A 22,492-nucleotide genomic window follows, 5' to 3' on the forward strand; every position below is an offset into this window, starting at 1 on the left:
CTGCTACGCCGAGCTTGACCACAGCCGGGCGACTATGAGAGTTACGTTATAGTATAACATACGTAGTCAGCAAGGTTTTCCATGGCGGTCGGCGCTGTCGTCCAGGGGCTTGCGCCCACAGTCTTCACCACCCTGTTCGAGCCGCAGGTGCGGATGGCGATCTGGTCTAGGCCCAGCCCCATGCCGCCCGACGCCCCGCCCCCGGCCGACTTCACCGCCGAATGCGATGGGCGGTGGATCGCCCCATCGGGTCCAGCGCCCGAGTGGTTGCTGCGGGATATTCAGGGACTGGGGGAGATCGTGGCGGCGATCAGCGGATGCGAGACCTGGCGCGCGCGGTGCGAGACCGTGACCCGGCGCGCCTGCCCACGCTTCCATCAGGACGCGGTCCCGGTGCGCCTGATCGTCGCCTATGAGGGGCCGGGGCCGGAATGGGCCTTCGCCGGCGAGATCGGCGAGGATCTGGACGGGCGCTATATCGGCACGCGCCGTCGGATCCGCACCCTTCATCCCGGCGACATCGCCATCATGAAGGGCACGGCGCCGGGCTGGGAGGCCTGGCCGGAGTTTCCGGAGGTCCTGCATCGCTCGCCGCCGGCCGGGAAACGATCCCCCCGGCGCGTCTTGACGATCGACGCCGCGCCGATGTGAGCCTCAGCCCATCAACCGCGTCATCAGGCCGGCCGTCGAGGGGTCCAGATCGGCGGACGGTCCGCCGGCGTCCACGTCCTTCAGGATCGCCCTGGCCAGGACCTTGCCCAGTTCGACGCCCCACTGGTCGAAGCTGTTGATGTCCCAGATCACGCCCTCGACGAAGGTCTTGTGCTCATAGAGGGCCAGCAGGGCGCCCAGGGTCTCGGGCGTCAGACGGTCCATGACGATGGCGGTCGAGGGGCGGTTTCCGGTGAAGGTGCGGTGAGGCGCCAGACGGGCCGCCTCTTCCTCCGACAGGCCCTGGGCCAGGCCTTCCGCCTTGGCGGCTTCAGTGGTCTTGCCCAGCATCAGGGCCTGACCCTGGGCCAGGGCGTTGGACCAGAGGGGGGATTCCGGCGCGTCCGCATGGGTCTTGGCCACGATCACAAACTCGGCCGGGACGATCTGGGGCCCCTGGTGGATCTGCTGGAAGAAGGCGTGCTGACCATTGGTGCCCGGCTCGCCGAAGACGACGGGGCAGGTCTGGCGCGTGACGGGCGTGCCGTCGCGATGCACCCGCTTGCCGTTCGACTCCATCTCCAGCTGTTGCAGGAAGGACGGCAGGCGGCGCAGGGCGTGGGCGTAGGGGGCGACGGTGCGGGCGGGTCGGTTCAGACCGTCGACATTGAACACCTGGGCCAGGGCCAGCAGGATCGGCGCATTCTGCTCCAGCGGGGCCGAGACGAAATGGTCGTCCATGGCCGCAGCCCCGGCCAGCATGGCCTCGAACACATCCCAGCCCAGGGCGATGCCGCACGACAGGCTGACCGCCGACCACAGCGAATACCGACCGCCGACCCAGTCCCGGAAGGCGAAGGTGCGGCCGCAGCCGAAGGCCGCCGCCTTGTCCGGCGCCGCCGTCACGCCGATGAAGTGTTTGGTCATGCCTTCGGCCGGCAGGGCCGCGGTCAGCCAGGCCTTGGCGGCCTCGGCGTTGGCCAGGGTTTCCTGGGTGGTGAAGGTCTTGGACACGACCACGACCAGGGTGGTTTCGGGGTCCAGGCCGGTCAGGGCCTCGGCCATGTCGCGCGGATCGATATTGGCGACGAAGCGCAGGTCGATGGCGGGGTCCAGCGGGCGCAGGGCGTCCCAGACCACGCGCGGTCCCAGGTCTGACCCGCCGATGCCGACATGGACGATGGCCTCGAACTTGCGCCCTGTGGCCCCCGCCTCGGCGCCCGAGCGCACGGCGTCGGCATAGGTCTTCATGTCGGCGCGCACGGCGTCCACCTCGGCCGAGACCGGCTCGCCCAGGGCCTTGAAGTCGGCGCCGGCCGGGGCGCGCAGGGCCGGGTGCAGCACGGCCCGGCCCTCGGTCAGATTGACGGCCTCGCCGGCGAACAGGGCGGCGCGACGGCCCTCGACGTCGCTGGCGCGGGCCAGATCCAGACAGGCCTCGAAGCCGGCCTTGGTCCAGCTCTGTTTCGACAGGTCCAGATAAAGCCCCGCCGCCTCGACCGACATCCGCGCCAGCCGGTCGGGATCGGCGGCGAACTGCTGGTCGATACGGGTCGCGCCGGCCTCGGCGGCCGTGCGGTCGAAGGTCGTCCAGGCGTCGTCACGGGTCATCGGTCGTCCTCTGGGAGAGAGAAGAAGGTAAACACTCGTTTACGGGTCGGGCGTATGTCGGTTCAACGTCCTAGCCGACGCTGAAACAGGAAGTCACCCTCATGTCCTGCGGCCTTGCTCTCACGATCGCCCTGGCCCTGTCCAATCCCGCCGTGGCCCTGGCGGCCGAACAGCCCCCTGCGGCGGTCGGGGCGCCGGTGTCGGTGGCGACCGAGCCCCTGTTCGCCGACATCGTCGCCCGGTCCGGCGCGCTGAAGGCTCTGGTCGACGGCTGGGCGGCGGCCAAGGCGGCGGATCAGGCGGACTTCTTCACCAGCCAGGCCTTCACCGGCTTCAAGGCCCAGGCCGAACAGCTGGCCGCGCTCGACATGCAGGGCCACCTGATCCTGAAGGAACGCGGCACGGACGGCGATCTGAAATGCATCCTGCGCGGCATTTCCGAGGACATGCCAAAAAAGGTCCAGGCGGTTCAGGCGGCGGCCACGCCCGCCGACCGCGCCGTCGCCCTGTCGGACCTGTCCTATCTGCTGAACGACAATGTCGAGGTCATCACCGCCCCGCCGCAGCCGGAGGTCTAGGCTTCCTCGTCACCCGGCGAAGGCCGTCACGTCCCCTTCAGAGCCTCGATGACCACGCCTTCGGTCAACAGTTGCGGCAGAATGCGCGGTTCGCCGCCGTTCGCCGGATAGAGCAGATACAGGGGCACGCCCGACCGGCCGTGACGCTCCAGTTCGCGGGTGATGGCGTCGTCACGGCGGGTCCAGTCGCCGACCAGATAGACGGCGTTCGTCGCCTTCAGGGCCTCGGCGACGCGGGGCGAGGACAGGGCGGCGCGCTCGTTGATCTTGCAGGTCACGCACCAGTCAGCCGTGAAATTGACCAGGACCGGACGGCCTTCGGCCTGGGCGGCGCGGACGGATTCGGCGGACCAGGGCGCGGAGGCCATGGGACCGGACTCGGCGACCGACGCCGCCCCCAGAACCGGCGCGCGACCGGCGATCACGGCCAGGACCAGGGCGGCCCCGAGCGCGATCAGGCTGGATCCGCCGGACAGGCGGGCGGATCGGCCCAGGGCGCGCTGGGCCTGGGTCAGACCGAACAGCCACAGGGCGAAGGCGGTGGTCAGGGCGGCCGCCATCAGCAGGGCCAGTCCCTCCGCGCCGGTCTGGCGTGAGAAGACCCAGACCAGCCACAGGGCCGCGCCGTACATGGGGAAGGCCAGCAGGCCCTTCAGCCGATCCATCCATGGGCCGGGCCGGGGCAGGCGCCGCAGCAGGCCGGGCGACAGGCTGACGGCCAGATAGGGCAGGCCCAGGCCCAGGCCCAGCATCAGGAAGATCAGCAACGCCGCCGGCCAGGGCATGAGCAGGGCCGCGCCCAGGGCCGCCGCCATGAAGGGGGCGGTGCAAGGGGCGGCGACGACCACGGCCAGAATTCCGGTGAAGAAGGCGCCCGCGCCGCCCGGCAGGCGCGACAGGGGACCGGCGCCCGCGCCCTGAAGTCCGGCGCCGACATGGAAGACGCCAGACAGGTTCAGCCCCACCGCCAGCATCAGCAGGGCCAGGCCTGCGATCACCGCCGGCGACTGAAGCTGGAAGCCCCAGCCGACGGCCTCGCCCCCGGCGCGCAGGGTCAGCAGGACGCCGGCCAGGACCAGGAAGGTCGCCAGAACCCCGGCCAGGAACAACAGGCCGTCGCGCCGCGCCTCGCGCGGCTGATGGGCCGAGGCGGCCAGGGCGGCGGCCTTCATGGCCAGAATGGGAAAGACGCAGGGCATCAGGTTCAGGATCAGGCCGCCGATCAGGGCGAACAGGGCCGATTGCAGGATCAGGCCCAGGTTGAGCTGGGTTCCGGCGCTGGGGGCCTCGACCTCGCCGGACAGGGCCTTGCCGCCGGTGGTTCCGGCCAGGACCGGGCCGGGTTGGGCCGTGATCTCCCAGGCGCCGGCGTCGGTGGCCAGGACGCCCGAGATCGGACCGTTCAGACCCTTGGCCGTCAGGTCGCCGCCGGGGGTCAGGGTCAGGCTCAGCCCGTTCGGGCCGCTCTGGCCCGACTGGGGGGCGGCGTGGTCGATGATCCCGCCCTCGAACGGATAGAAATAGGCCCGGCTCAGGCCCGCGCCGGCCGTCAGGTCCGCCAGGGGGCCGCCCGTCGCCGACAGGGTCAGGACTCCGTTCTGCAGGGTCGCGCGGGCGTCCAGGCCCGCCGGTCGTGGCGCGGCCTCCAGCACGGCCTGGATGGCGGCGCCATGGTCGGGATCCAGCGGCGGGGCGCCCTCGCGGATCGGCAGGTCCAGACGCAGGCTCATCTGCACCGGCACGCACATCTGGTCGCTGCACACCAGGAACAGGGCGTCGACGGTCAGGGGCAGGGCGGTTCCCGGCCGGGCCGAGGCCGGAACCTCGATCGGGACGGGCAGATAGACGTCGCCGGAATAGCCGTAGTTGACCAGGCTCATCAGCCGCTGGCGCGTGGGCAGGGGCCAGACGATCTCGCCGGTCTGGACCCCGGGCGGCAGACGCCAGTCCAGGGTGGTCGGCCCTCCGGAATCGCCGGGATTGCGCCAATAGGTGTGCCAGCCGGGCGCGATGGTCTGATGCACCGCCACCACGACGGTCGACCCCGGCGCGGCCCAGCGCGACAGGGGAACCAGTTCCGCCTCGATATTGTCGGCCCGTCGCGGACCGGGCGGCACGGCCGCCGCCGCCTCGGCCGGACGGCTGACCGGCTGGGCTTCGGCGACGGACGGAACGCCCGGCAGGACGGACAGGCCGAGGCAAAACAGCAGGGCGTACAGGAAGGCGGTCGGGCGCATGACCTGCTTCTAGGCCCTGCGACCCGCTCTGTCAGCGTGTCCGATCAGCCGAGTTTTCAGCGGCGCGGGTGGGCGTCCACGACCACTTCGGTGCGCCGGCGCAGGGGCTCGGCCGCCCCGCCCGCCGTGGTCGCGCCCGCGTCCCCTGCGGCGTCCACATCGAACACCGGCGACGGCAGGCCCGCCGCGTTCAGGGCCTGGGCCACGGTCCGCGCGCGGCGCTGCGACAGGCTCAGATTGGCCTCGCTCGCTCCGGTCGCGTCCGCCAGACCCACCACCTGGATGCTGCGCACGTCGCAGGTGCGCAGCACGCCCGCCGCCGCATCGATGGCCTGATCGGCCGCGTCGGTCAGCCGCGCCTCGTTCTCGCGGAAATAGATGTCGAATTGCACCGGCATGCACAGGGAACCGCTGGTCACGATCTGATCCCGCCGCATCGGCGTCGCACAGGCCCCCACCGCCAGCAGCCCGCCAGCCAGAGCCAGAATTGTTATCGTTTTCATGACTATCCCCTGTGTCACACCATCGTCCTGCGCACGAAAAAGGCGGCCCGTCCACGACGAACCGCCCTTCCCGAAACTCAAACCGGTCTCGAACCGGACCAGGGCCCGGTTCGAAGTCACGGCTCAATAACGGCGTTGGCCGTTATCCCAGTAGCACTCGTCCTGGCGGTTGTCGTAGCAGTAGTAGGTGCGGCCTTGGCTGTCGCGGTAGCGCTGCTGGTTGTTGCGGTCCTGGCTCGAACCGCGGATCGCGCCCGCTGCGCCGCCCAGGGCGCCGCCGATCAGGGCGCCGGTGGCTGCGTTGCCGCCGCCGACATTGTTGCCGATGACGGCGCCGGCGACAGCGCCGAGGCCGGCGCCGATGGCGCCCTGGCGCACGGTCTGGTTCGAGTTGCCGTAAGGGTCGCTCGCGCAGGCCGAAGCCAAAAGACCGGCGCCGGCGATCGCGATGATGGCCTTGTTCATGATGAAATCCTCTATCCTGGGTTCGCCCCGAAGGCGATAACGCTGGAGTACGGCTCCGGTTCCCCTGTCTATCGTCGTTCTACCGAAACGACTATGCTTAACCGGCGTGGGTCAGCCTGCGCAGTCCTTGGGGGGAAATGATGCGGTTTTCTGATGTGACGCGCGCCACGGCCGGCGCTGAAGGCCCGATCTGGGCGCGCAGCAAGAAGCGCAAGGCCTCGGCCGCGCCGCTGGTCAATCTGCTGGTGACCCTGCTGGCCCTGATCGGCGCCCTGACCCTGGTCTTGTCCATCAAGGAAGGATCGGTCCAGGCGGCGGGCCGGATGATGGACGGCTGGATCATGACCGGCTGGACCGGGGCGCAGAGACTGGCGGGTCGCGCCCCGGAAGCCGCAGAGGTCGCGGCCGACAAGGCGGGTCAGGCGACCGAAAGAACCGGCGACGCCCTGAAGGCCGGCGCCTCGACCGCCCGCGACGAACTGAAGCAATAGTCACGCTTGTCGGGAACGGGCGGGCCGCCTGAACGTTCGGCGGCCATGACCGACACCCTGAGTTCAGAACCCGACGCCGACGCCGGCGAGCCGCGCGACGAGGCCGCGCGTCGTCTCACGCCCCATGCGTCGCTGGGCCGGGCGGTGATGCTGGTCAATCCCTTGTCCGGCAGCGTCGGCCCGCGCGCCGAGGCCGAAGCCGAGGCGATCCTGGCGGACTATGACCTGCAAACCCAGGTCGTGGTGCTGGAAGCCGGCAATTTCGACCAGGCCATCGCCGACGCCTTCGCCGCCGCGCCGGACGTGATCTTCGTCCTGGCCGGCGACGGCACGGCGCGGTCGGTGGCGGCGAAGGCCAGGCCGAATGGTCCGATGATCGCCCCCCTGCCGGGCGGCACGATGAACATGCTGCCCAGGGCCCTGTACGGCACGGCCGACTGGAAGCTGGCCCTGCGCCGCGCCCTGGAGGAGGGCGAGCCCCAATCGGTGTCCGGCGGCGAGGTGTCGGGGGAATATTTCTACTGCGCCGCCATCCTGGGCTCGCCGGCCCTGTGGGCGCCGGCGCGCGAGGCGATGCGGACCGGCAAGGTGCGACTGGCCTGGGCCTATGCGCGGCGGGCGTTGAAGCGGGCCTTCACCGGTCGGTTGAGGTTCAGTCTGGACGGCGGCCCCCGGCGTCGGGCCGAGGCCCTGGTGCTGATCAGCCCGATGATCTCCAAGGCCATGGAGGAGCCGGACGGGCTGGAAGCCGCGGCGATGGACCCGTCCGACGCCAGCCAGGCCTTCCGCCTGGCCGCCAACGCCCTGTTCAGCGACTGGCGCCATGATCCCGCCGTCTCGACCCGCCCGGCCAAGCGGATCGACGTCCGGGCGCGCTCCAAGATTCCCGCCGTGATAGACGGAGAGCCCGTCCTGTTGAAATCCGAGGCCACCGTGCGATTCATTCCCAAGGCGTTCCGCGCCCTTGCGCCCCGGCCCCCCGCGGCCGAGGACAGTCTCTGATGGGGCGTGTTCTCCAGTTTTCGGACGTTCATTTCGGATGCGAGCACAAGGGGGCGGTGGCGGCGGCGCTGGAGTACGCCCACGCCACGCCCAATGATCTGGTTCTGATCACCGGCGACATCACCCAGAAGGGCTATCCGGTCGAGTTCCGGGCGGCGGGGGAATGGATGCGGGCCATGCCGGAGCCGCGCTTCGTCATCGTCGGCAATCACGACGTCCCCTACTGGAGCCCGGTCGCCCGCCTGTTCCATCCATGGCGCGCCTTCGAGACGGCGACGGGTTTCCCCGCCCATGACGGTCAGTTCTGCAACGACACGGTGATGGTGCGGGGCGTCGTCACGGCGCGCGGCTGGCAGGCGCGGCCCAACTGGTCCAAGGGGGTCATCGATCTGGACCAGACCCGGCGTGCGGCCGAGGCCCTGCGTCAGGCGCCGATCGGGGCGTTGCGCATCCTGGCCTGTCATCATCCCCTGGTCGAGATGATCGGCACGCCGATGACCGGCGACGTCAAGCGCGGCGACGAGGCGGCCCTGATCTTCGCCGAGGCCGGGGTGGATCTGATCATGACGGGCCATGTCCATGTGCCTTTCGCCCTGCCCATCGATCTGGCGGACCGCTGCTCCTACGCCGTCGGGTGCGGGACCCTGTCGCACCGCGAGCGGGGCTCGCCGCCGGGCTTCAATCAGGTGGACTGGGACGCCAGGACCATTACGGTCACGGCCCTGGCCTGGGACGGGCGGGGCTACAGCCCGCATCAGGTCTGGCGGCTGCCGCGTCGTCAGGACACCCGCAAGGCCGCGACCGCGCCCAGCCCGAACAGGCCGGGCGAGCTGGAGAAGGCGGCGGTCTGAGCCGTCGCGTCTCTATTCCCGGGTGACGCCGCAAATAGAAAAGGGGCCGGAACTCGCGTTCCGGCCCTTCTGCATTTCGCCGGAGCGGCAGCCCTATAATCGAGGGGCGCCGCGTCCGCGAAGTCCGCCGGCCACGAGGGCGATGACGAACAGGATGATGGCGATCACGGCGATGAATTTGGCGATCTCGAACGAGAAGTTCGCGATGCCGCCGAAGCCGAGAACGGCTGCGATCAAGGCCACGACCAGGAAGATAATTGCCCAGCGAATCATGGGTTTAGCTCTCCTGCGTTGATGTTTCCGACGGCGGCCTTGCAGCCGTTCGTCCCGTCGGAAGATCAACGGTCCCGGACGCAGGGCGTTCCGTGGCCTTCGCAGAATCCTCAGCGCCGACGGCGCCTTTTGGCGTAGCCGCCCTGATCCATCTTTCGCTCGGCCACCATGCTGGCGACGATCGCGGCCAGGGCCGGATTGCGCAGCAACAGGAAGGCCGCGCCCAGTCCGCCGACCGCGCCGATGATCGGGCGTTCGCGAACGATGTGGATCAGCTTGCCGATCAGACCGTCCGGCGCATCCTCCTCGTCCTCCTCGTCGTGACTTTCGCCCTTCAGGAAGACGAGTGCGACGACCAGGGCGACCAGGGCGAACAGGGCGAAGGTGATGGCCGAGGCGCCCAGGGGCGTCGTGACCAGGCTGATGGCGTGGAAGATGGCGACGCCGAGAAACACCACGGCCAGAAAGACGCTCGCGGCGGCCACGCTGGTCGCCACGATGCGTTTGACGATGCCCTTGAACATCAGCGGCGACGGCCGGCCAGAAGCAGGCCGAGCACCACGCCGACGCCGAGGGCGATGGCGGTCGACTGGACCGGACGTTCCTGCACCCGCTCGACGATATAGCGCTGGGCCTCGTCCAGGCGTTCGGCGGCGTCGTCGTAATATTCGCGGCCGCGCACCCGGGCGGTGTCGTAATAGCCGCGCGCCTGGTCGCGCACTTCCTCGCTCTTGGCCCGCAGCTTGGCCTCGGCCTCCTCGGCCTTTTCGCGCAGACGCTGGGTTTCTTCGCGGGCGCCGATCTTCAGATCCTCCTTGAGGGTCTTCAGGTCGGCCTTGATGTCTTCTCTAGCCTTGGTGGTGGCCATGGTGCGCGCTCCGGTTTCAAGCTTGGCAATAGAATAGGGGACCCCGTTTCGGAACGCTACACCCGGCGCGAGGTTCCCTTCGCCCACCCGTGATCCCCGGCCTCGTCAGGCGCGTTTCGCCGTTCTAGATTGGGGAAATGACCGACCTGCTGTTCGCCCCCCGCCCCCTGCCGACCCTGCCGATCACCGGCGACGCCCGGCGCTTCCCGGTTCGCCGCATCCTGTGCGTCGGCCAGAACTACGCCGCCCATGCGCGCGAAATGGGGTCGGACCCGGACAAGCAGTCCCCCTTCTTCTTCTCTAAGCCCGGCGACGCCCTCGTGTCGGACGGGGCCGACCCGGCCTATCCGTCGGCGACGGACAATCTGCATTTCGAGGCCGAACTGGTGGCGGCCATCGGCGAGGACGGGCGGATCGTGGGCTGGGCGGTCGGCTGCGACCTGACCCGTCGCGATCTTCAGGCCGAGGCGAAGGCGGCCGGGCGGCCGTGGGATGCAGCCAAGGGGTTCGACCAGTCGGCCCCCTGCGGCGCCCTGACCCTGGGGCCGCTTCCGGCCCCGGCGGGGGTGATCGCCCTGAGCGTCAACGGCGAGACGAAACAGTCCAGCACCCTGGACGACATGATCCTGAACCCCGATCAGATCGTCGAGGCGGCCGGGAAACTGTGGTCGCTCCAGGCGGGCGACCTGATCTTCACCGGCACCCCGTCGGGCGTCGGACCCCTGGCGCGCGGCGACGCGGTGGTCGTGACCATCGACGGCCTGGCGCCCCTGAGCTTCAAGATCGTCTGATGATCCTGCACGGCTATTGGCGTTCGGGCGCCAGCTACCGGGTCCGCATCGCCCTGGGCCTCAAGGGCCTGGCCTATGAGACGGCGGCGCATGACCTGCGCAAGGGCGAGCAAAAGACGGCCGATTATCTGGCCCTGAACCCTCAGGGCATGGTGCCGGCCCTGCAGGACGGCGATCAGGTCGTCACCCAGAGCCCGGCCATTCTGGAATGGCTGGAGGAGGTTCATCCCGAGCCGGCCCTGTTGCCGAAGGGATCGGCCGACCGGGCCCGTGTCCGGGCCATGGCCGCCCTGATCGGCTGCGATATTCATCCGCTGAACAATCTGCGCGTCCTCAGGTCGTTGCGCGAGGATTTCGGGGCGGACCAGGCCGCCGTTGACGCCTGGGCCGCGCGCTGGATCGCGCCGGGTTTCGACGCCCTGGAGATCCTGGTGGGCCGCCACGGCCAGGGGTGGAGTTTCGGCGACCGGCCGGGCCTGGTCGACTGCTATCTGATGCCGCAGCTCTATTCCGCGCGGCGGTTCAACATGGCGCTCGAGGCCTGGCCGGGGCTTCTGGCGGTGGAGGCGCGGGCGCTGGACCACTCCGCCTTCGGGGCGGCGCACCCGGATCGGCAGCCCGACGCCGACGCCTGATCCGCCATACCGACGATCTCCAGGTAAGACTCGCGTAACGTCTCGCTCAACCTCCTTTAAGCTTTGGAGGTGCAAGATGGGAATGTGACGCATTCCCCCGCCACCCCTTCGGCGCCTTCGCCCATAGATCGCCTGGCTCTCGCCGTGGTGACAGAGCCGGGACGCGCCCTGAATCCGTTCATGGCCGCGCCGTCGGGCGCGCGCGAGGACGCCATGCGCTTCCTGTTGCAGACGGGCGCGGACGCCGGTGTCAAGATGATCGCGACCAAACCGGGCGGCGACGGCGAACGGCTGCTGGGCCAGGCCTGGCCCTTCCCCTCGCCCTTCCGCGTGACGGTTCAAACCGTGGCCCTGAGCGAAGGCCTGGATCGGGTCGAGGCGCGGGCGCGCCGGTCGCTGGAACGCATGGGCCTGCCGCGCGGCGAGGCCCTGCTGGTCAATAACGCCGCCGACCTGGCCGGGGCCGAGGGCCGCGCCCTGTGGGACCGGCTGCAATCCCTGAAGACCCGCGGCCTGTTCCGCAGCATCGGCTTCTGCGCCACGGTCGAGGACGGCCCGGCCCTGCTGGCGCGCCGGCTGGAGGCCGACGTGGTTCAGATTTCCTGCAATCTGCTGGACCAGCGGGCCGCCGCCGAGGGCGTGCTGGACGAGATCAAGGCCGGCGGCGCCGAGGTGCACCTGGCCTCGGTCTTCGCCGGCGGGCTTCTGTTCGCGGTCGGCGATGAATTGCCGCCCCATCTGGCCAACTACGCCCAGGCCCTGTCGCGGACGCGCCGGCGTCTGGCCGAACGGCGCTGCGATCCGATGCAGGCGGCCCTGGCCTATGCGTTTTCGCTGAAGGCGGTGGACCGGGTGGTCGCCAGCGTGGCCTCGGCGGCCGAACTGCGCGCCATCCTGGCCGCCGCCCACGCGCCCGGCCCCGATCTGAGCTGGCCGGAGCTGGCGCTCGAGGCGCCGGCGGCCTTCACCGCCGACGCCCGCGCGCGGATCAGTAGCGCAGCCTGACCCCGACATAGGCCGACCGGCCGGGCTCGCCGTAGCCCAGCACCTGCTGATACCGCTCGTCGGCCAGGTTCTCGATCCGGGCCGTCAGGGCGACCTGATCGGTCAGCTGATAGGCCGTGTTCAGGTTGGCGGTGACGAAGCTGTCGCGCACCCCGCCGGAATCATCCTGGTCGCCCTCGGCGCGGACGGTCAGGGCGCCCGAAATCCGATCACCCGTCCAGCCCAGGGTGGCCGATCCCGCATGTTCAGGCACGCGCAGCAGGCGCGCGCCGGTCGAGCGGTCTTCGGCGTCGGTCCAGGCATAGGCCAGGGTCAGATCGAAGCCGGCCCCCAGCAGGGCGCGGCCTTCCAGTTCGACGCCGTCGGAGCGGGTCCGATCGACGTTGTCGTAGTAGATATCGAAAGTATCTTCATTGAAGAAGTAAATGATCTGATCCTCGACATTCAGGCGATACAGGGTGGCGCGGCCGTCGAAACGACCGTCGGCCGAGGCCCAACCCAGTGCCACTTCGATGCTGTCGGCCGTTTCCGGCTTCAGGGTCGGATAGGGAGTCGACGAGAAGCAGAAGTCGCAAACCGCCTGGCTGACTGACGGGGCCTTGAAGCCCGTGCCATAGGCGCCCGACAGGATGAAACCGCCGGTCAATTCATAGGCGGCGGAGATCCGGCCGGTGGTCTTGGAGCCGAAGTCGTCCGTATCGTCGAACCGCAGGCCGCTGGTGATGCTGAGGGCGTCGCTGACTTCATAACGGGCCGTGCCGAACACCGAGCTCGTGCCCAGGCTGACCTTGTCACCTGTCGAGATACTGCCTTCGCTTTCCTCGCGTTCGGCGCCGAAGGCGTAGGTGGCTGCGCCGGCCTCGCCATTCGCCTGCCAACGATAGGCCTGACGGTCGGCTTTGAAGGTCGAGGGGAAGGCGCTGAAGGTCTGGCGCTCGATGTCCGAGGTCGAGACGCTGAACTGGTGGTCTAGCCCGAAGCCTTCGACGCTCGCGCGAGCAAAGCCCGACCATTGTTCGGATTCTGACGTGTCGTCATTGTCGGAGACCGGGAAACCGTTATCCATATCGGCATCGCTCTTGGACCAGCGGGCCGATCCGTCGAACTTGACGTTGTCGGAGACGGCGTAACGTCCCTTCACGCCTGCGGTGGTGGTGGTGAAGCCGTCAGCCTCGGGATTGCCGTTGGCTTCGTCGGCGGCGGAGATTCCATCGGTGTCGAAATGCGATACATAGGCGCTGACGGCATAGGTCTCATTGGCGACGCCGGCGGCCAGACGCCCGCGCACCGTGTCATAGCTGCCGGCCTCGGCTTCGGCGCGCAGACCGTCGATCTCCTTGGTGGTGAAGGAGATCACCCCGCCGATGGCGTCGGACCCCCACAGCGACGACTGGGGACCGGACAGGACTTCGATCCGGTCGATGTCGCCCAGTTCGAAGCCAGAGAAATCATAGGCGCCGTTTGGTTCAGCCGCGTCGTTGACAGGCGCGCCGTCGACCAGGACCAGGGTCTTGCCGGGCGTGGCGCCGCGCATCCGAACCTGAGCGAGGCCGCCGAAGGCGCCCGTGCGCGTCACCGACAGGCCCGGCACGTCGGACAGGATGTCGGCGGCGAAGACGGCGCCGCGCTGTTCGATCGTCTTGGCGTCGATGACGCGGGCGCCGGGCGTGTCGGCGACAATCGCCGAGATACGGGTGGCGGTGATGACGACGTCGTCCAGCTGGGTCGCCTCGTCAAAGGCGAAGGCGGGCGCGGCGAAGGCGGCGGACAGGGCCGCCGTGGAGAGAAGAATGGAGCGCTTCATTGAGCGAGAATCCCCGATGTCGGCTCCGCGAGTGCGCGCGAGGAACCGGTATGAGCGAGCCGATCCGCCGGGCCTGAAAGGTCCGGACGGCGCAAGATCGGGTCGCTACGACGAGAATCCCCGCGCCTCTGTCTGGTCCCGGACAGCGGACGAGCGACGTCAGGCGGCCAGGTCTCCTGGCTTGCGGGTCATAAACCGCCGTCCTCGCCTTCCCAGTCACCCAGTGGCGCCGGGGTCGAGACCCCGGACGGACGACGCTCTCGCCGCCTACAGTTGCGGGCACAGCCACGGTGTCTCACCGTGTTCCCTTAACCGCCTGACACGGCCTATCGCAGGGGTGACAAGCCTGTGCAAGAGCCGTTAACGGGCTTGAGCGGTCGGCTGCGATCCGTCACCCTGACGGCACATGAACGCGCCCGCTTTTCCCTCCCCCGAACATTCGCCCGAAGTCGCCGCCTCTCTGGAGGGCGCGACGCCCTTCATGGCCCAGTATCTGACGGCCAAGGCCGGACAGCCGGACGCCATACTCTTCTTCCGCATGGGGGATTTCTACGAGCTGTTCTTCAAGGACGCCGAGGTGGCGGCCGCCGCCCTGGGCATCACCCTGACCAAGCGGGGCAAGCACCAGGGCGAGGACATCCCCATGGCCGGTGTGCCGGTTCACGCCATGGAGGGCTATCTGGCCCGACTGATCCGCCTGGGCCACAAGGTCGCCATCTGCGAACAGCTGGAAGATCCCGCCGAGGCCAAGAAGCGCGGCGGCAAGGCCGTGGTCCATCGCGGCGTGGTGCGGGTGGTGACGCCGGGCACGCTGACCGAGGACAGTCTGCTGGATGCGCGGGGCGCCAATCGTCTGGCGGCCGTGGCGGTGCGCAAGGGGCGGGCGGCGGTGGCGGTGGTGGAGCTGTCGTCCGGCGCCGTGGATAGCGTCGCCTGTGCGCTGGAGGATCTGGGTGCGGCCCTGGCGGCGTTTCGTCCGTCCGAGGTTCTGGTCACGGACCGGATGTACTCGGACCCGACGACGCGGGACGCCCTGGACGGGTCCGGCGGCGTGGTCCAGGCCCTGGCCAGCGCCATCGCCGAGCCCCAGGCGGCCCAGGCGCGGGTCGAGCGGCTGTATGGCGTCGCGGCCCTGGACGGATTCGGCGCCTTCGAGGAGGCCGAGATATCGGCTCTGGGCCTGATCGCCGCCTATCTGGAGACGACCCAGGCCGGCAAGGTCCCGGCCCTGGCCCCGCCGCGCCGGTTGGGCGAGAGCGGTTTTCTGGCCATCGACCCCGCGACGCGGACCAGTCTGGAGATCGACCGGACCCAGAGGGGCGAGCGCGAAGGCTCGCTGCTGGCCTGTATCGACCGGACCGTCACCTCGGGCGGGGCGCGGGCCCTGGCGGAACGGATCGCCCGGCCGCTGCGCGATCCGCTGGCGATCAACGAACAGCTCGACGCGGTCGAATGGCTGCTGGAGCGGCGCGATCTGCGCCGCAACCTGCGCGAGGGGCTGAAGGCCTCCTCGGACATCGCCCGCGCGGTCGGGCGGCTGGCCTTGGGACGCGGCGGTCCGCGCGATCTGGCGGCGGTGCGTGTCGGCCTGACCATAGCGGAGGAGGTGGCCGGCCTGTTCATCGGCCAGGTGGATCCGATCACCGGTCAGCCGCGCCGCATCGCCCTGGCCCTGGATCGTCTCAGCCTGTCGCCCGAGGTGTCGCGGCTGAAGGCGGATCTGATCGACGGCCTGGTGGACGAGCCGTCCCACCTGGCGCGCGACGGCGGTTTCGTGCGCCCCGACTATCGCCCCGAACTGGACGCCGCCCGCACCCTGCGCGACGACAGCCGCCGGGTGGTGGCGGATCTGGAGGCGCGCGCCGTCGCCGAATCCGGCGTGGCCTTCAAGGTCAAGCACAACGCCGTCCTGGGCTATTTCCTCGAGACCTCGGCCAAGGCGGCGGAAGGCCTGCTGCGGGCCGGGCCGGACAGCCCCTTCATCCACCGCCAGACCCTGGCCAGCCAGGTGCGGTTCACCACGGTCGAACTGTCCGAGCTGGACGCCAAGATCAGCCAGGCCGGCCACCGCGCCCTGGCCATCGAGGCCGAGACCTTCGAGACCTGGCGGCGCGAGGTCGCCCGTCTGGCCCAGCCGCTGCAGGCGGTCGCCGAGGCCCTGGCCGAACTGGACGCCCATGCGGCCCTGGCGGAATGGGCGCAGGAAGTCGGGGCGACCCGGCCGGTGGTGGACGACACCCTGGTCTTTTCCGTCGAGGCCGGGCGGCATCCGGTCGTGGAGGCGGCGGTCAAGGCGGCGGGCGATCCCTATACGCCCAACAATGCGCGGCTGGACGGCTCCGGATCCGATTGCGCCCGCCTGGCCATCGTCACCGGGCCGAACATGGCCGGTAAATCCACCTTCCTGCGCCAGAACGCCCTGCTGGTGATCCTGGCCCAGGCCGGGGCTTTCGTGCCGGCGCGGTCGATGCGCCTGGGCGTGGTGGACCGGCTGTTCAGCCGCGTCGGGGCCGGCGATGACCTGGCGCGGGGGCGGTCCACCTTCATGATGGAGATGGTCGAGACCGCCGCCATCCTGACCCAGGCCACGCCGCGCAGCTTTGTCGTGCTGGACGAGATCGGGCGCGGCACGGCGACCTATGACGGCCTGGCCATCGCCTGGGCCACGGCGGAGGCCCTGCACGAGACCAACCGCGCCCGCACCCTGTTCGCCACCCACTATCACGAGCTGGCCCAGCTGGAGACGCGGCTGGACCATGTCTGCAACCTGTCCATGGTGGCCAAGGAGTGGAACGGCGATCTCGTCTTCCTGCACGAGGCGGCGCCGGGGGCGGCGGACCGGTCCTATGGGGTGCAGGTGGCCAAACTGGCGGGCGTGCCGGGCGCCGTGGTCGCCCGCGCGAGATCCGTGCTCGAACGGCTGGAAGGGGAGAAGGCGGCGACCGCCCGTCTGGACGACCTGCCGCTGTTCGCCCTGGCGGAACCGGCGCCGGTCCTTGCGCCCTCGCCGGTCGAGACGGCGCTCGGGGCCGTGGACCCCGACGCCCTGACCCCGCGCGAGGCGCTGGAGGCCCTCTACAGGCTCAAGGGAATGCTCACATCGAGATGAGATAGAGTATTGCCGTTGGGGAAGGTTCTTAACCTTGCTCATGTCAGGGATGCTTGACTGAAGACCCGAAGCCTCCACTGGATACGGCGATGAAACCCAGCGCGCTTTCCCTTTCGGCCAAGATCGCCCTCATGGTGATCGGCGCCCTGGCCGCCCTGACCGCGATCCTGCTGGCGGTGGCCGTGGTGCTGCTGACCCGGGATGCAGAGGCCAGCGCCGCCGAACGCCAGGAGGCCAATATGCGCGTCGCCTGGGACGTGCTGGCCGACTACGGCGACGGGTTTTCGGCGCGGGACGGCCGACTGTATGTCGGCTCCACGCCGATGAACGACTTCGTCGAACCGGTCGATCGGATCAAGGCCCTGGTGGGGGGCACGGCGACGGTCTTCATGGACGACCTGCGGGTCACGACCAATGTGGTCAAGGACGACGGTTCGCGCGCTGTCGGCACCAAACTCAAGCCCGGCCCCGTCTATGACGCGGTGCTGAAGTCCGGCAAACCCTATCGTGGTCAGGCCGACATCCTGGGCAAGCCCTATTTCGTCGCCTACGACCCGATCAAGAACGCCGCCGGCCAGACCATCGGCGTGCTGTATGTCGGCATTCCCAAGGCCGACTTCATGGCCTCGGTGAACCATATGATGGCCGGCCTGCTGATCTGCGGCGTCGTCGTCACCTTGCTGGTGGTGGGCGGCTGTCTGGTCGCCTCGCGCCGCATGTTCTCGCCGCTGCAGGCCCTGTGCGAGCGGATGGAGGCCCTGCGTCAGGGCCGCACCGATTTCGACGCCCCCTGGGTCTCGCGCGGCGACGACATCGGTCAGATCGCGCGCGCCGTCATCGCCTTCCGCGACGCCGCCGTGCGTCAGAAGGCGACCGAGACCGAGGCCGAGGCGATGCGCGAAACCGCCCGCGCCACCCACGCCGCCAGCGAGGCCGAGCGCGAACGCCTGGCCGAGGAAGACGCCGTCGTGGTCGGGGCCCTGGGCCAGGGTCTGGCGGCCCTGGCGCGCGGCGACCTGAACCACCGCATCACCGCCAGCTTCGCCGAGCGCAGCCGCAAGCTGAAGGACGATTACAACACCGCCGCCGACACCCTGGCCGCCACCATGGCCGATATCGTCGATCTGGTCGGGGCGATGCGCGCCGGAACCGCCGAGGTGTCCACGGCCACCGACGACCTGTCGCGCCGCACCGAACGCCAGGCCGCCGCCCTGGAACAGACCGCCGCCGCCCTGGATCAGATCACCGTCACTGTCCGCAAGACGGCCGAGGGCGCCCGGTCCGCCGCCGAGATCACCGCCCAGGCGCGCGGCGGGGCCGGAACGCGCGAGCGGATCATCGCCGACACCACCGCCGCCATGGGCGAGATCGAGGCGACCTCGGGCAGGATCGGCGAGATCATCGGCGTCATCGACGAGATCGCCTTCCAGACCAATCTTCTGGCCCTGAACGCGGGCGTCGAGGCGGCGCGGGCCGGCGAGGCCGGCCGCGGCTTCGCCGTGGTGGCGTCGGAAGTGCGCGCCCTGGCCCAGCGTTCCGCCGACGCCGCGCGCGAGATCAAGGGCCTGATCGCCGCCTCGGGCGCCAGCGTCGGCGAAGGCGCCCGGCTGGTGTCCCAGACCGGCGGCGCCCTGACCGCCCTGATCAACCAGGTGGCCGAGATCAACCAGCTGGCGGGCGAAATCGCCGCCTCGGCCCAGGAACAGGCCGTGGGTCTGGCCGAGATCAATGTCGCCGTGAACCAGATGGACCAGACGACCCAGCAGAACGCCGCCATGGTCGAACAGACCACCGCCGCCAACCAGGCGCTGAGCCAGGAGGCGGAAAAACTGGCCGAGCTGGTGTCGCGCTTCCGCATCGGCGAGCCGGGTGTGGACAGCCAGTCTCAGGACGCCCGGACCGTCTGGGCCGCCTAAGCCCAAGCCGGACAAGATCAAAAAAGCCCGCTCGGCGACTGCCGAGCGGGCCTTTTTCATGTCAGACGCCCGTCGGGGCGCGGCGGATCAGGCCTGCATCATCCAGCCTTCGACGTCCATGGCCGCCTGGCGGACGGCTTCCGAACGGGTCGGGTGGGCGTGGCAGGTGCGGGCGATGTCTTCCGAGGCGCCGCCGAAGCTCATGGTGATGGCGGCCTCGTGGATCATCTCGCCGGCCTGCGGACCCATGATGTGGACGCCCAGAACCTTGTCGGTGGCGGCGTCGGCCAGAACCTTCACGAAGCCGTCGGTCTCGTGGTTGATCTTGGCGCGGCTGTTGGCGGTGAAGGGGAATTTGCCCTTCTTGTACGCGATGCCGGCGGCCTTCAGCTGGTCCTCGGTCTGGCCGACCCAGGCCACTTCGGGGAAGGTGTAGACGACGCTGGGCACCAGAGCGTAGTCGACGTGGCCGTATTTGCCGGCGATGGTGTCGATCACGGCGACCGCGTCTTCTTCCGCCTTGTGCGCCAGCATCGGGCCGTGGGTCACGTCGCCGATCACCCAGACGCCGCCCTCGTTGACTTGGCCGGCGACCTTGAAGTGGTCATGGTCGATGAAGCCGCGCTTGTCCGGCGTGACGCCGATGGTCTCCAGACCCAGGCCCTCGGTGTAGGGGCGGCGGCCGATGGCGACCAGGACGACGTCGCCCTTCAGGGTTTCGGCGGCGCCGCCGGCCGACGGTTCGACCGTCAGTTCGACCCCGTCCTTGACCGGCTTGGCGCCCGTGACCTTGGCGCCCAGTTTGAAGACCATGCCCTGTTTGGTCAGGGTGCGCTGGAAGGCGGTGGCGACTTCGGTGTCCATGCCGGGGGTGATCCGGTCCAGGAATTCGACCACCGTCACCTCGGCGCCCAGGCGGCGCCAGACCGAACCCAGCTCCAGGCCGATGATGCCGGCGCCGATGACGATCAGCTTCTTCGGCACGGCCGGAAGGGACAGGGCGCCGGTGGAATCGATCACCTTGCCCGCCTCGAAGGCGACGCCCGGCAGGGGGGTGGGCTCCGAGCCGGTGGCGATGACGATGTTCCTGGCCTCAAGCGTCTGGACCGAACCGTCGGCGGCGGTCACCTCGACCTTGCCTTTGGCGACGATCTTGCCGCGGCCCTTGATCCAGTCGGCCTTGTTCTTCTTGAACAGGAACTCGATCCCCTTGGTCAGGGCGGTGACGCTGTCGTCTTTGGCCTTGTGCATCTGGCCCAGGTTCAGCTTGGGCTGGACCTCGATGCCGATCTTGGCGAACTCGCTGTTGGCGGCGTCGAACATTTCCGAGGCGTGGAGCAGGGCCTTGGACGGCATGCAGCCGACGTTCAGGCAGGTGCCCCCCAGGGTGGCGCGCATCTCGACGCAGGCGACCTTCAGGCCCAGCTGGCCGGCGCGGATCGCGGCGTTATAGCCGCCGGGCCCTCCGCCGATGATGACGACGTCGTAGGGAACGGGGGCTTCGGCCATGATATCCTCTGGTCTTCTGGCGCGTGGGGGCAGGCGGGCGGACACTAGCGCCGACCCCGCAGGGGTCAACCGCCGGGCGACATATGGGACGCCGGAATCGACCTTTGCAGGGGTAGGAAGCCGTCAGGAGACGATTTCAGGCGCCGGTTCGTCCGTCTGGCCCGTATTTTCGCTCGCGTCCGCGTCCTGCTGCTCCGCGCGGGGCAGGGTGACGGAGACCTCCGCCCCTTCGCCCGGTGTGCTGTCGATCGCCAGGGCGCCCGAGGACTGGCGCGCAAAGGCGAAGGCCTGCGACAGGCCCAGGCCGGCCGCGTCCGGCCGGGTGGTGAAGAAGGGCTCGGCCGCGCGGCGCAGGGTGTCGGCGTCCATGCCGGGGCCGGAATCGCGCACGCTCAGTCTCAGGCTGTCGTCGGCCATCACCGCCAGCCGCACCGCGACCGACCCGACGCCGTTCGACGCCTCGACCGCGTTTCGCGTCAGGGCCAGCACCGCCGCCTCGAAGGCCGCCGGATCGATCCGGGCGAAGGCCGGTTGGGCCGGGGTTTCGATCATCAGGTCGATCGACGGCCCCGACAGCAGACGCAGCTTGGTCTCCAGGCCCGCCAGGAAGATCCCGACGTCCAGCCGCTGAAGATTGGTGCGGTCCTCGTCCTGCGAGAAGGCGCTGAGGCGGCGGGTCAGGCGTTCGCCGCGCTGACCGGCGGCCAGGGCCGCCTGGCCCAGGCGGCGGATGCGCTCGGGCTCGTCGGCATGGCGCAGCATCATGTCCAGGGCCGAGGTCATGACTCCCAGAAGGGCGTTGAAATCATGGGTCACGCCGCCGGCCAGACGGCCGACATTGGCCATGCGCCGTTCGGCCTCCAGCTCGGCGCGAACCGCCTGTTCGGCGCGCGCGGCCTCGGCGACCGTGTCCAGCAGGGCCTGATTATGGGCGGCCAGGATTTCGCTCTCGCGGCGGGCGAAGTCCGCCTGCGCCGTTTGAAGGGCCTCGGCGACGGGATCGCGCGGATCGTCCTGGCCGGCGTCGTCTTCCGGCGCATCGGACAGAGGGGCCGGTTCTGCGGTTTCAGAGCCGGTCTCCATCGGGGCGATGTCGGCCAAGGGGGCGCCGGCCAGCAGGACGGCGTCCGGACGATCCGCCTCGTCGGCCAGGGGCGTCAGGGTCCAGCGGATCCCCGCGCCGTCCGCGTCCACCGTCTCGATCGGCGCAGCCTCGCCGTCATCGGCGTTCAGGGCGGCGCGCAAGGCCTGGCGGCCCTCGGTGCGACGGTCCAGCGGCAGGAACAGGTCGGCGAAGTCGGAACCCGTCACCCCCTCGCCGCGCCCCAGCATGATCAGGGCGGTGCGGTTGGCCTGGCGGATGCGGCCGTCGGCGTCGACCACCACCAAGGCGCCGGAGGCGGCGTCGAACACCCGGTCGGCCAGGCTGGGCCGGGCGGCGGGCGGCGGCGGGGGCGGCGCCGGTTCGATGGCGGGGGTGGTCAGGACGTCGGTCTCGACGATGGCGGCGATGGAGCCGGTGATCTGGCCCCGTTCGTTCTCGATCGGCATGGCCGTGACCGAAACCAGCATCTTCTTGCGGGTCGCGGCGTTCATCATCAGATGCTGGAAGCCCCGCACCGTCTGGCCGCGCAGGGCCCGGGCGCTGGGCAGCAGGTCGGCGGGGATCGGCTTGCCGTCCGGGAAGGTGATGCCCCAGGTCGCGGAATGGAAGCGCAGGCCCAGCAGTTCGGCGTCGCGACGGCCCAGCAGCTGATGGGCGGCGCGGTTGGCGAAGACGAACTTGCCCGTGCTGTCGGTCTCGACCATGGCCACGGGCACGGCGTTCATCGTCTCGAACAGGCGTCTGTCGGAGGATTCGGCCACCTTCTGGACGATGTCGAGCTGGTCGCTTGCGCTGGCGTGGCGGGCGCCGTGGGTCACGGCGAACCAGAGGGCGACGGCCGCGAGGGCGTAGCCGACGACGGCCATGATGCCGAAGATCAGCGTCCAGTTGACCTCGCCTTCGAGAAACATTCGGTCGATCCGTTTCAATCTGGGGCGTCCGCCGCCCAGGTTCGCCAGGATCTGCAAGGGGCGAACCAGCGGAGCGGGGGTGGTCTCCGATACCCAGACCTCATGACGAGGCCCGTCGTCAAGCCGCCCGGAAGCGCGGCGCGCATCGCCCATGAAAAAGGGCCGGACGTCGCCGTC

General features: G+C 69.7%; 20 protein-coding genes and 1 riboswitch. Of the genes, 10 read left to right on the top strand and 10 right to left on the bottom strand.

Translation table 11 applies throughout. The features are described from left to right. Positions 1-81 precede the first annotated feature (81 nt). Positions 82-651: a DUF1826 domain-containing protein gene (locus tag GYM46_RS07695; RefSeq protein WP_008264383.1), complete on the top strand. Its 570-nt coding sequence runs from the start codon at positions 82-84 to the stop codon at positions 649-651. A 3-nt stretch (positions 652-654) separates the two neighbouring features. Here the strand turns inward: GYM46_RS07695 and pgi are convergent, their stop codons facing one another. After that, positions 655-2,262 carry a glucose-6-phosphate isomerase gene (gene pgi, locus GYM46_RS07700; protein WP_008262353.1) on the bottom strand — a complete coding sequence of 536 codons (1,608 nt, stop codon included), beginning with the start codon at positions 2,260-2,262 and terminating at the stop codon, positions 655-657. Positions 2,263-2,363: 101 nt separating this feature from the next. Between pgi and GYM46_RS07705 the strand changes: the two genes are divergently transcribed. Then, complete coding sequence (locus GYM46_RS07705) at positions 2,364-2,840, top strand: hypothetical protein (protein ID WP_008259604.1); 477 nt, start codon at positions 2,364-2,366, stop codon at positions 2,838-2,840. A gap of 26 nt (positions 2,841-2,866) precedes the next feature. Here GYM46_RS07705 and GYM46_RS07710 read toward each other — a convergent pair whose 3' ends face one another. From GYM46_RS07710 to GYM46_RS07720, 3 genes are all read right to left on the bottom strand, one after another. Further along, entirely contained in the window at positions 2,867-5,077 is a 2,211-nt protein-coding gene (locus GYM46_RS07710; protein WP_008263353.1) for a protein-disulfide reductase DsbD family protein, read from the bottom strand. Between the two features lie 56 nt (positions 5,078-5,133). Further along, positions 5,134-5,580 (bottom strand): OmpA family protein, encoded by a 447-nt coding sequence (locus GYM46_RS07715; RefSeq protein WP_008263629.1) that lies wholly within the window; start codon positions 5,578-5,580, stop codon positions 5,134-5,136. Positions 5,581-5,703: 123 nt separating this feature from the next. Beyond that, positions 5,704-6,045 carry a YMGG-like glycine zipper-containing protein gene (locus tag GYM46_RS07720; protein WP_008263428.1) on the bottom strand — a complete coding sequence of 114 codons (342 nt, stop codon included), beginning with the start codon at positions 6,043-6,045 and terminating at the stop codon, positions 5,704-5,706. A 140-nt stretch (positions 6,046-6,185) separates the two neighbouring features. Here GYM46_RS07720 and GYM46_RS07725 point away from each other — a divergent pair, with 140 nt between their 5' ends. Genes GYM46_RS07725 through GYM46_RS07735 form a run of 3 tightly spaced genes read left to right on the top strand, consistent with a single transcriptional unit; the run spans position 6,186 to position 8,389 of the window. Continuing rightward, on the top strand, positions 6,186-6,536 hold the full coding sequence (locus GYM46_RS07725; RefSeq protein ID WP_154726374.1) for a hypothetical protein: 351 nt from the start codon (positions 6,186-6,188) through the stop codon (positions 6,534-6,536). A gap of 45 nt (positions 6,537-6,581) precedes the next feature. Then, positions 6,582-7,538 carry a diacylglycerol/lipid kinase family protein gene (locus GYM46_RS07730; RefSeq protein WP_008263322.1) on the top strand — a complete coding sequence of 319 codons (957 nt, stop codon included), beginning with the start codon at positions 6,582-6,584 and terminating at the stop codon, positions 7,536-7,538. After that, positions 7,538-8,389, top strand: coding sequence for a metallophosphoesterase family protein (locus GYM46_RS07735; protein WP_008258642.1), 852 nt, complete (start codon positions 7,538-7,540; stop codon positions 8,387-8,389). Before GYM46_RS07730 ends, GYM46_RS07735 begins: the two co-directional genes overlap by 1 nt. Positions 8,390-8,482: 93 nt before the next feature. Here the strand turns inward: GYM46_RS07735 and GYM46_RS07740 are convergent, their stop codons facing one another. The 3 genes from GYM46_RS07740 to GYM46_RS07750 form a co-directional block, all read right to left on the bottom strand. Further along, complete coding sequence (locus GYM46_RS07740; RefSeq protein ID WP_008262305.1) at positions 8,483-8,662, bottom strand: DUF1328 domain-containing protein; 180 nt, start codon at positions 8,660-8,662, stop codon at positions 8,483-8,485. 110 nt (positions 8,663-8,772) lie between these two features. Then, positions 8,773-9,186: a hypothetical protein gene (locus GYM46_RS07745; protein WP_008262661.1), complete on the bottom strand. Its 414-nt coding sequence runs from the start codon at positions 9,184-9,186 to the stop codon at positions 8,773-8,775. Further along, a complete protein-coding gene (locus GYM46_RS07750; protein ID WP_008260669.1) occupies positions 9,186-9,530 on the bottom strand; it encodes a glycine zipper domain-containing protein in 345 nt (114 codons plus the stop codon). Before GYM46_RS07750 ends, GYM46_RS07745 begins: the two co-directional genes overlap by 1 nt. 137 nt (positions 9,531-9,667) lie before the next feature. Between GYM46_RS07750 and GYM46_RS07755 the strand changes: the two genes are divergently transcribed. From GYM46_RS07755 to GYM46_RS07765, 3 genes are all read left to right on the top strand, one after another. Further along, positions 9,668-10,321 (top strand): fumarylacetoacetate hydrolase family protein, encoded by a 654-nt coding sequence (locus GYM46_RS07755; RefSeq protein ID WP_008261151.1) that lies wholly within the window; start codon positions 9,668-9,670, stop codon positions 10,319-10,321. Next, positions 10,321-10,956 carry a maleylacetoacetate isomerase gene (gene maiA / locus GYM46_RS07760; protein ID WP_008263001.1) on the top strand — a complete coding sequence of 212 codons (636 nt, stop codon included), beginning with the start codon at positions 10,321-10,323 and terminating at the stop codon, positions 10,954-10,956. The genes GYM46_RS07755 and maiA overlap by 1 nt, the downstream gene beginning before the upstream one ends. An 84-nt stretch (positions 10,957-11,040) precedes the next feature. After that, positions 11,041-11,961, top strand: a complete 921-nt coding sequence (locus GYM46_RS07765) for an aldo/keto reductase (protein ID WP_035308685.1) — start codon at positions 11,041-11,043, stop codon at positions 11,959-11,961. Here GYM46_RS07765 and GYM46_RS07770 read toward each other — a convergent pair. Then, positions 11,945-13,765, bottom strand: a complete 1,821-nt coding sequence (locus GYM46_RS07770) for a TonB-dependent receptor plug domain-containing protein (RefSeq protein ID WP_008262044.1) — start codon at positions 13,763-13,765, stop codon at positions 11,945-11,947. The genes GYM46_RS07765 and GYM46_RS07770 overlap by 17 nt on opposite strands. 148 nt (positions 13,766-13,913) lie before the next feature. Continuing rightward, a riboswitch (cobalamin riboswitch) is annotated at positions 13,914-14,097 on the bottom strand. A gap of 74 nt (positions 14,098-14,171) precedes the next feature. Between GYM46_RS07770 and mutS the strand changes: the two genes are divergently transcribed. Together mutS and GYM46_RS07780 are read left to right on the top strand one after the other, a co-directional pair. Next, entirely contained in the window at positions 14,172-16,874 is a 2,703-nt protein-coding gene (gene mutS / locus GYM46_RS07775; protein ID WP_008260467.1) for a DNA mismatch repair protein MutS, read from the top strand. Positions 16,875-16,963: 89 nt separating this feature from the next. Next, complete coding sequence (locus tag GYM46_RS07780; RefSeq protein ID WP_008261667.1) at positions 16,964-18,790, top strand: methyl-accepting chemotaxis protein; 1,827 nt, start codon at positions 16,964-16,966, stop codon at positions 18,788-18,790. A gap of 87 nt (positions 18,791-18,877) precedes the next feature. Here the strand turns inward: GYM46_RS07780 and lpdA are convergent, their stop codons facing one another. Both lpdA and GYM46_RS16945 read right to left on the bottom strand, forming a co-directional pair. Beyond that, entirely contained in the window at positions 18,878-20,299 is a 1,422-nt protein-coding gene (gene lpdA, locus GYM46_RS07785; RefSeq protein ID WP_008258697.1) for a dihydrolipoyl dehydrogenase, read from the bottom strand. A 123-nt stretch (positions 20,300-20,422) separates the two neighbouring features. Then, entirely contained in the window at positions 20,423-22,315 is a 1,893-nt protein-coding gene (locus GYM46_RS16945; RefSeq protein ID WP_156796492.1) for a PAS domain-containing sensor histidine kinase, read from the bottom strand. Between the last annotated feature and the right edge of the window lie 177 nt (positions 22,316-22,492).

The organism is Brevundimonas mediterranea, assembly GCF_011064825.1.
Taxonomy (GTDB): Bacteria; Pseudomonadota; Alphaproteobacteria; order Caulobacterales; family Caulobacteraceae; genus Brevundimonas; species Brevundimonas mediterranea_A.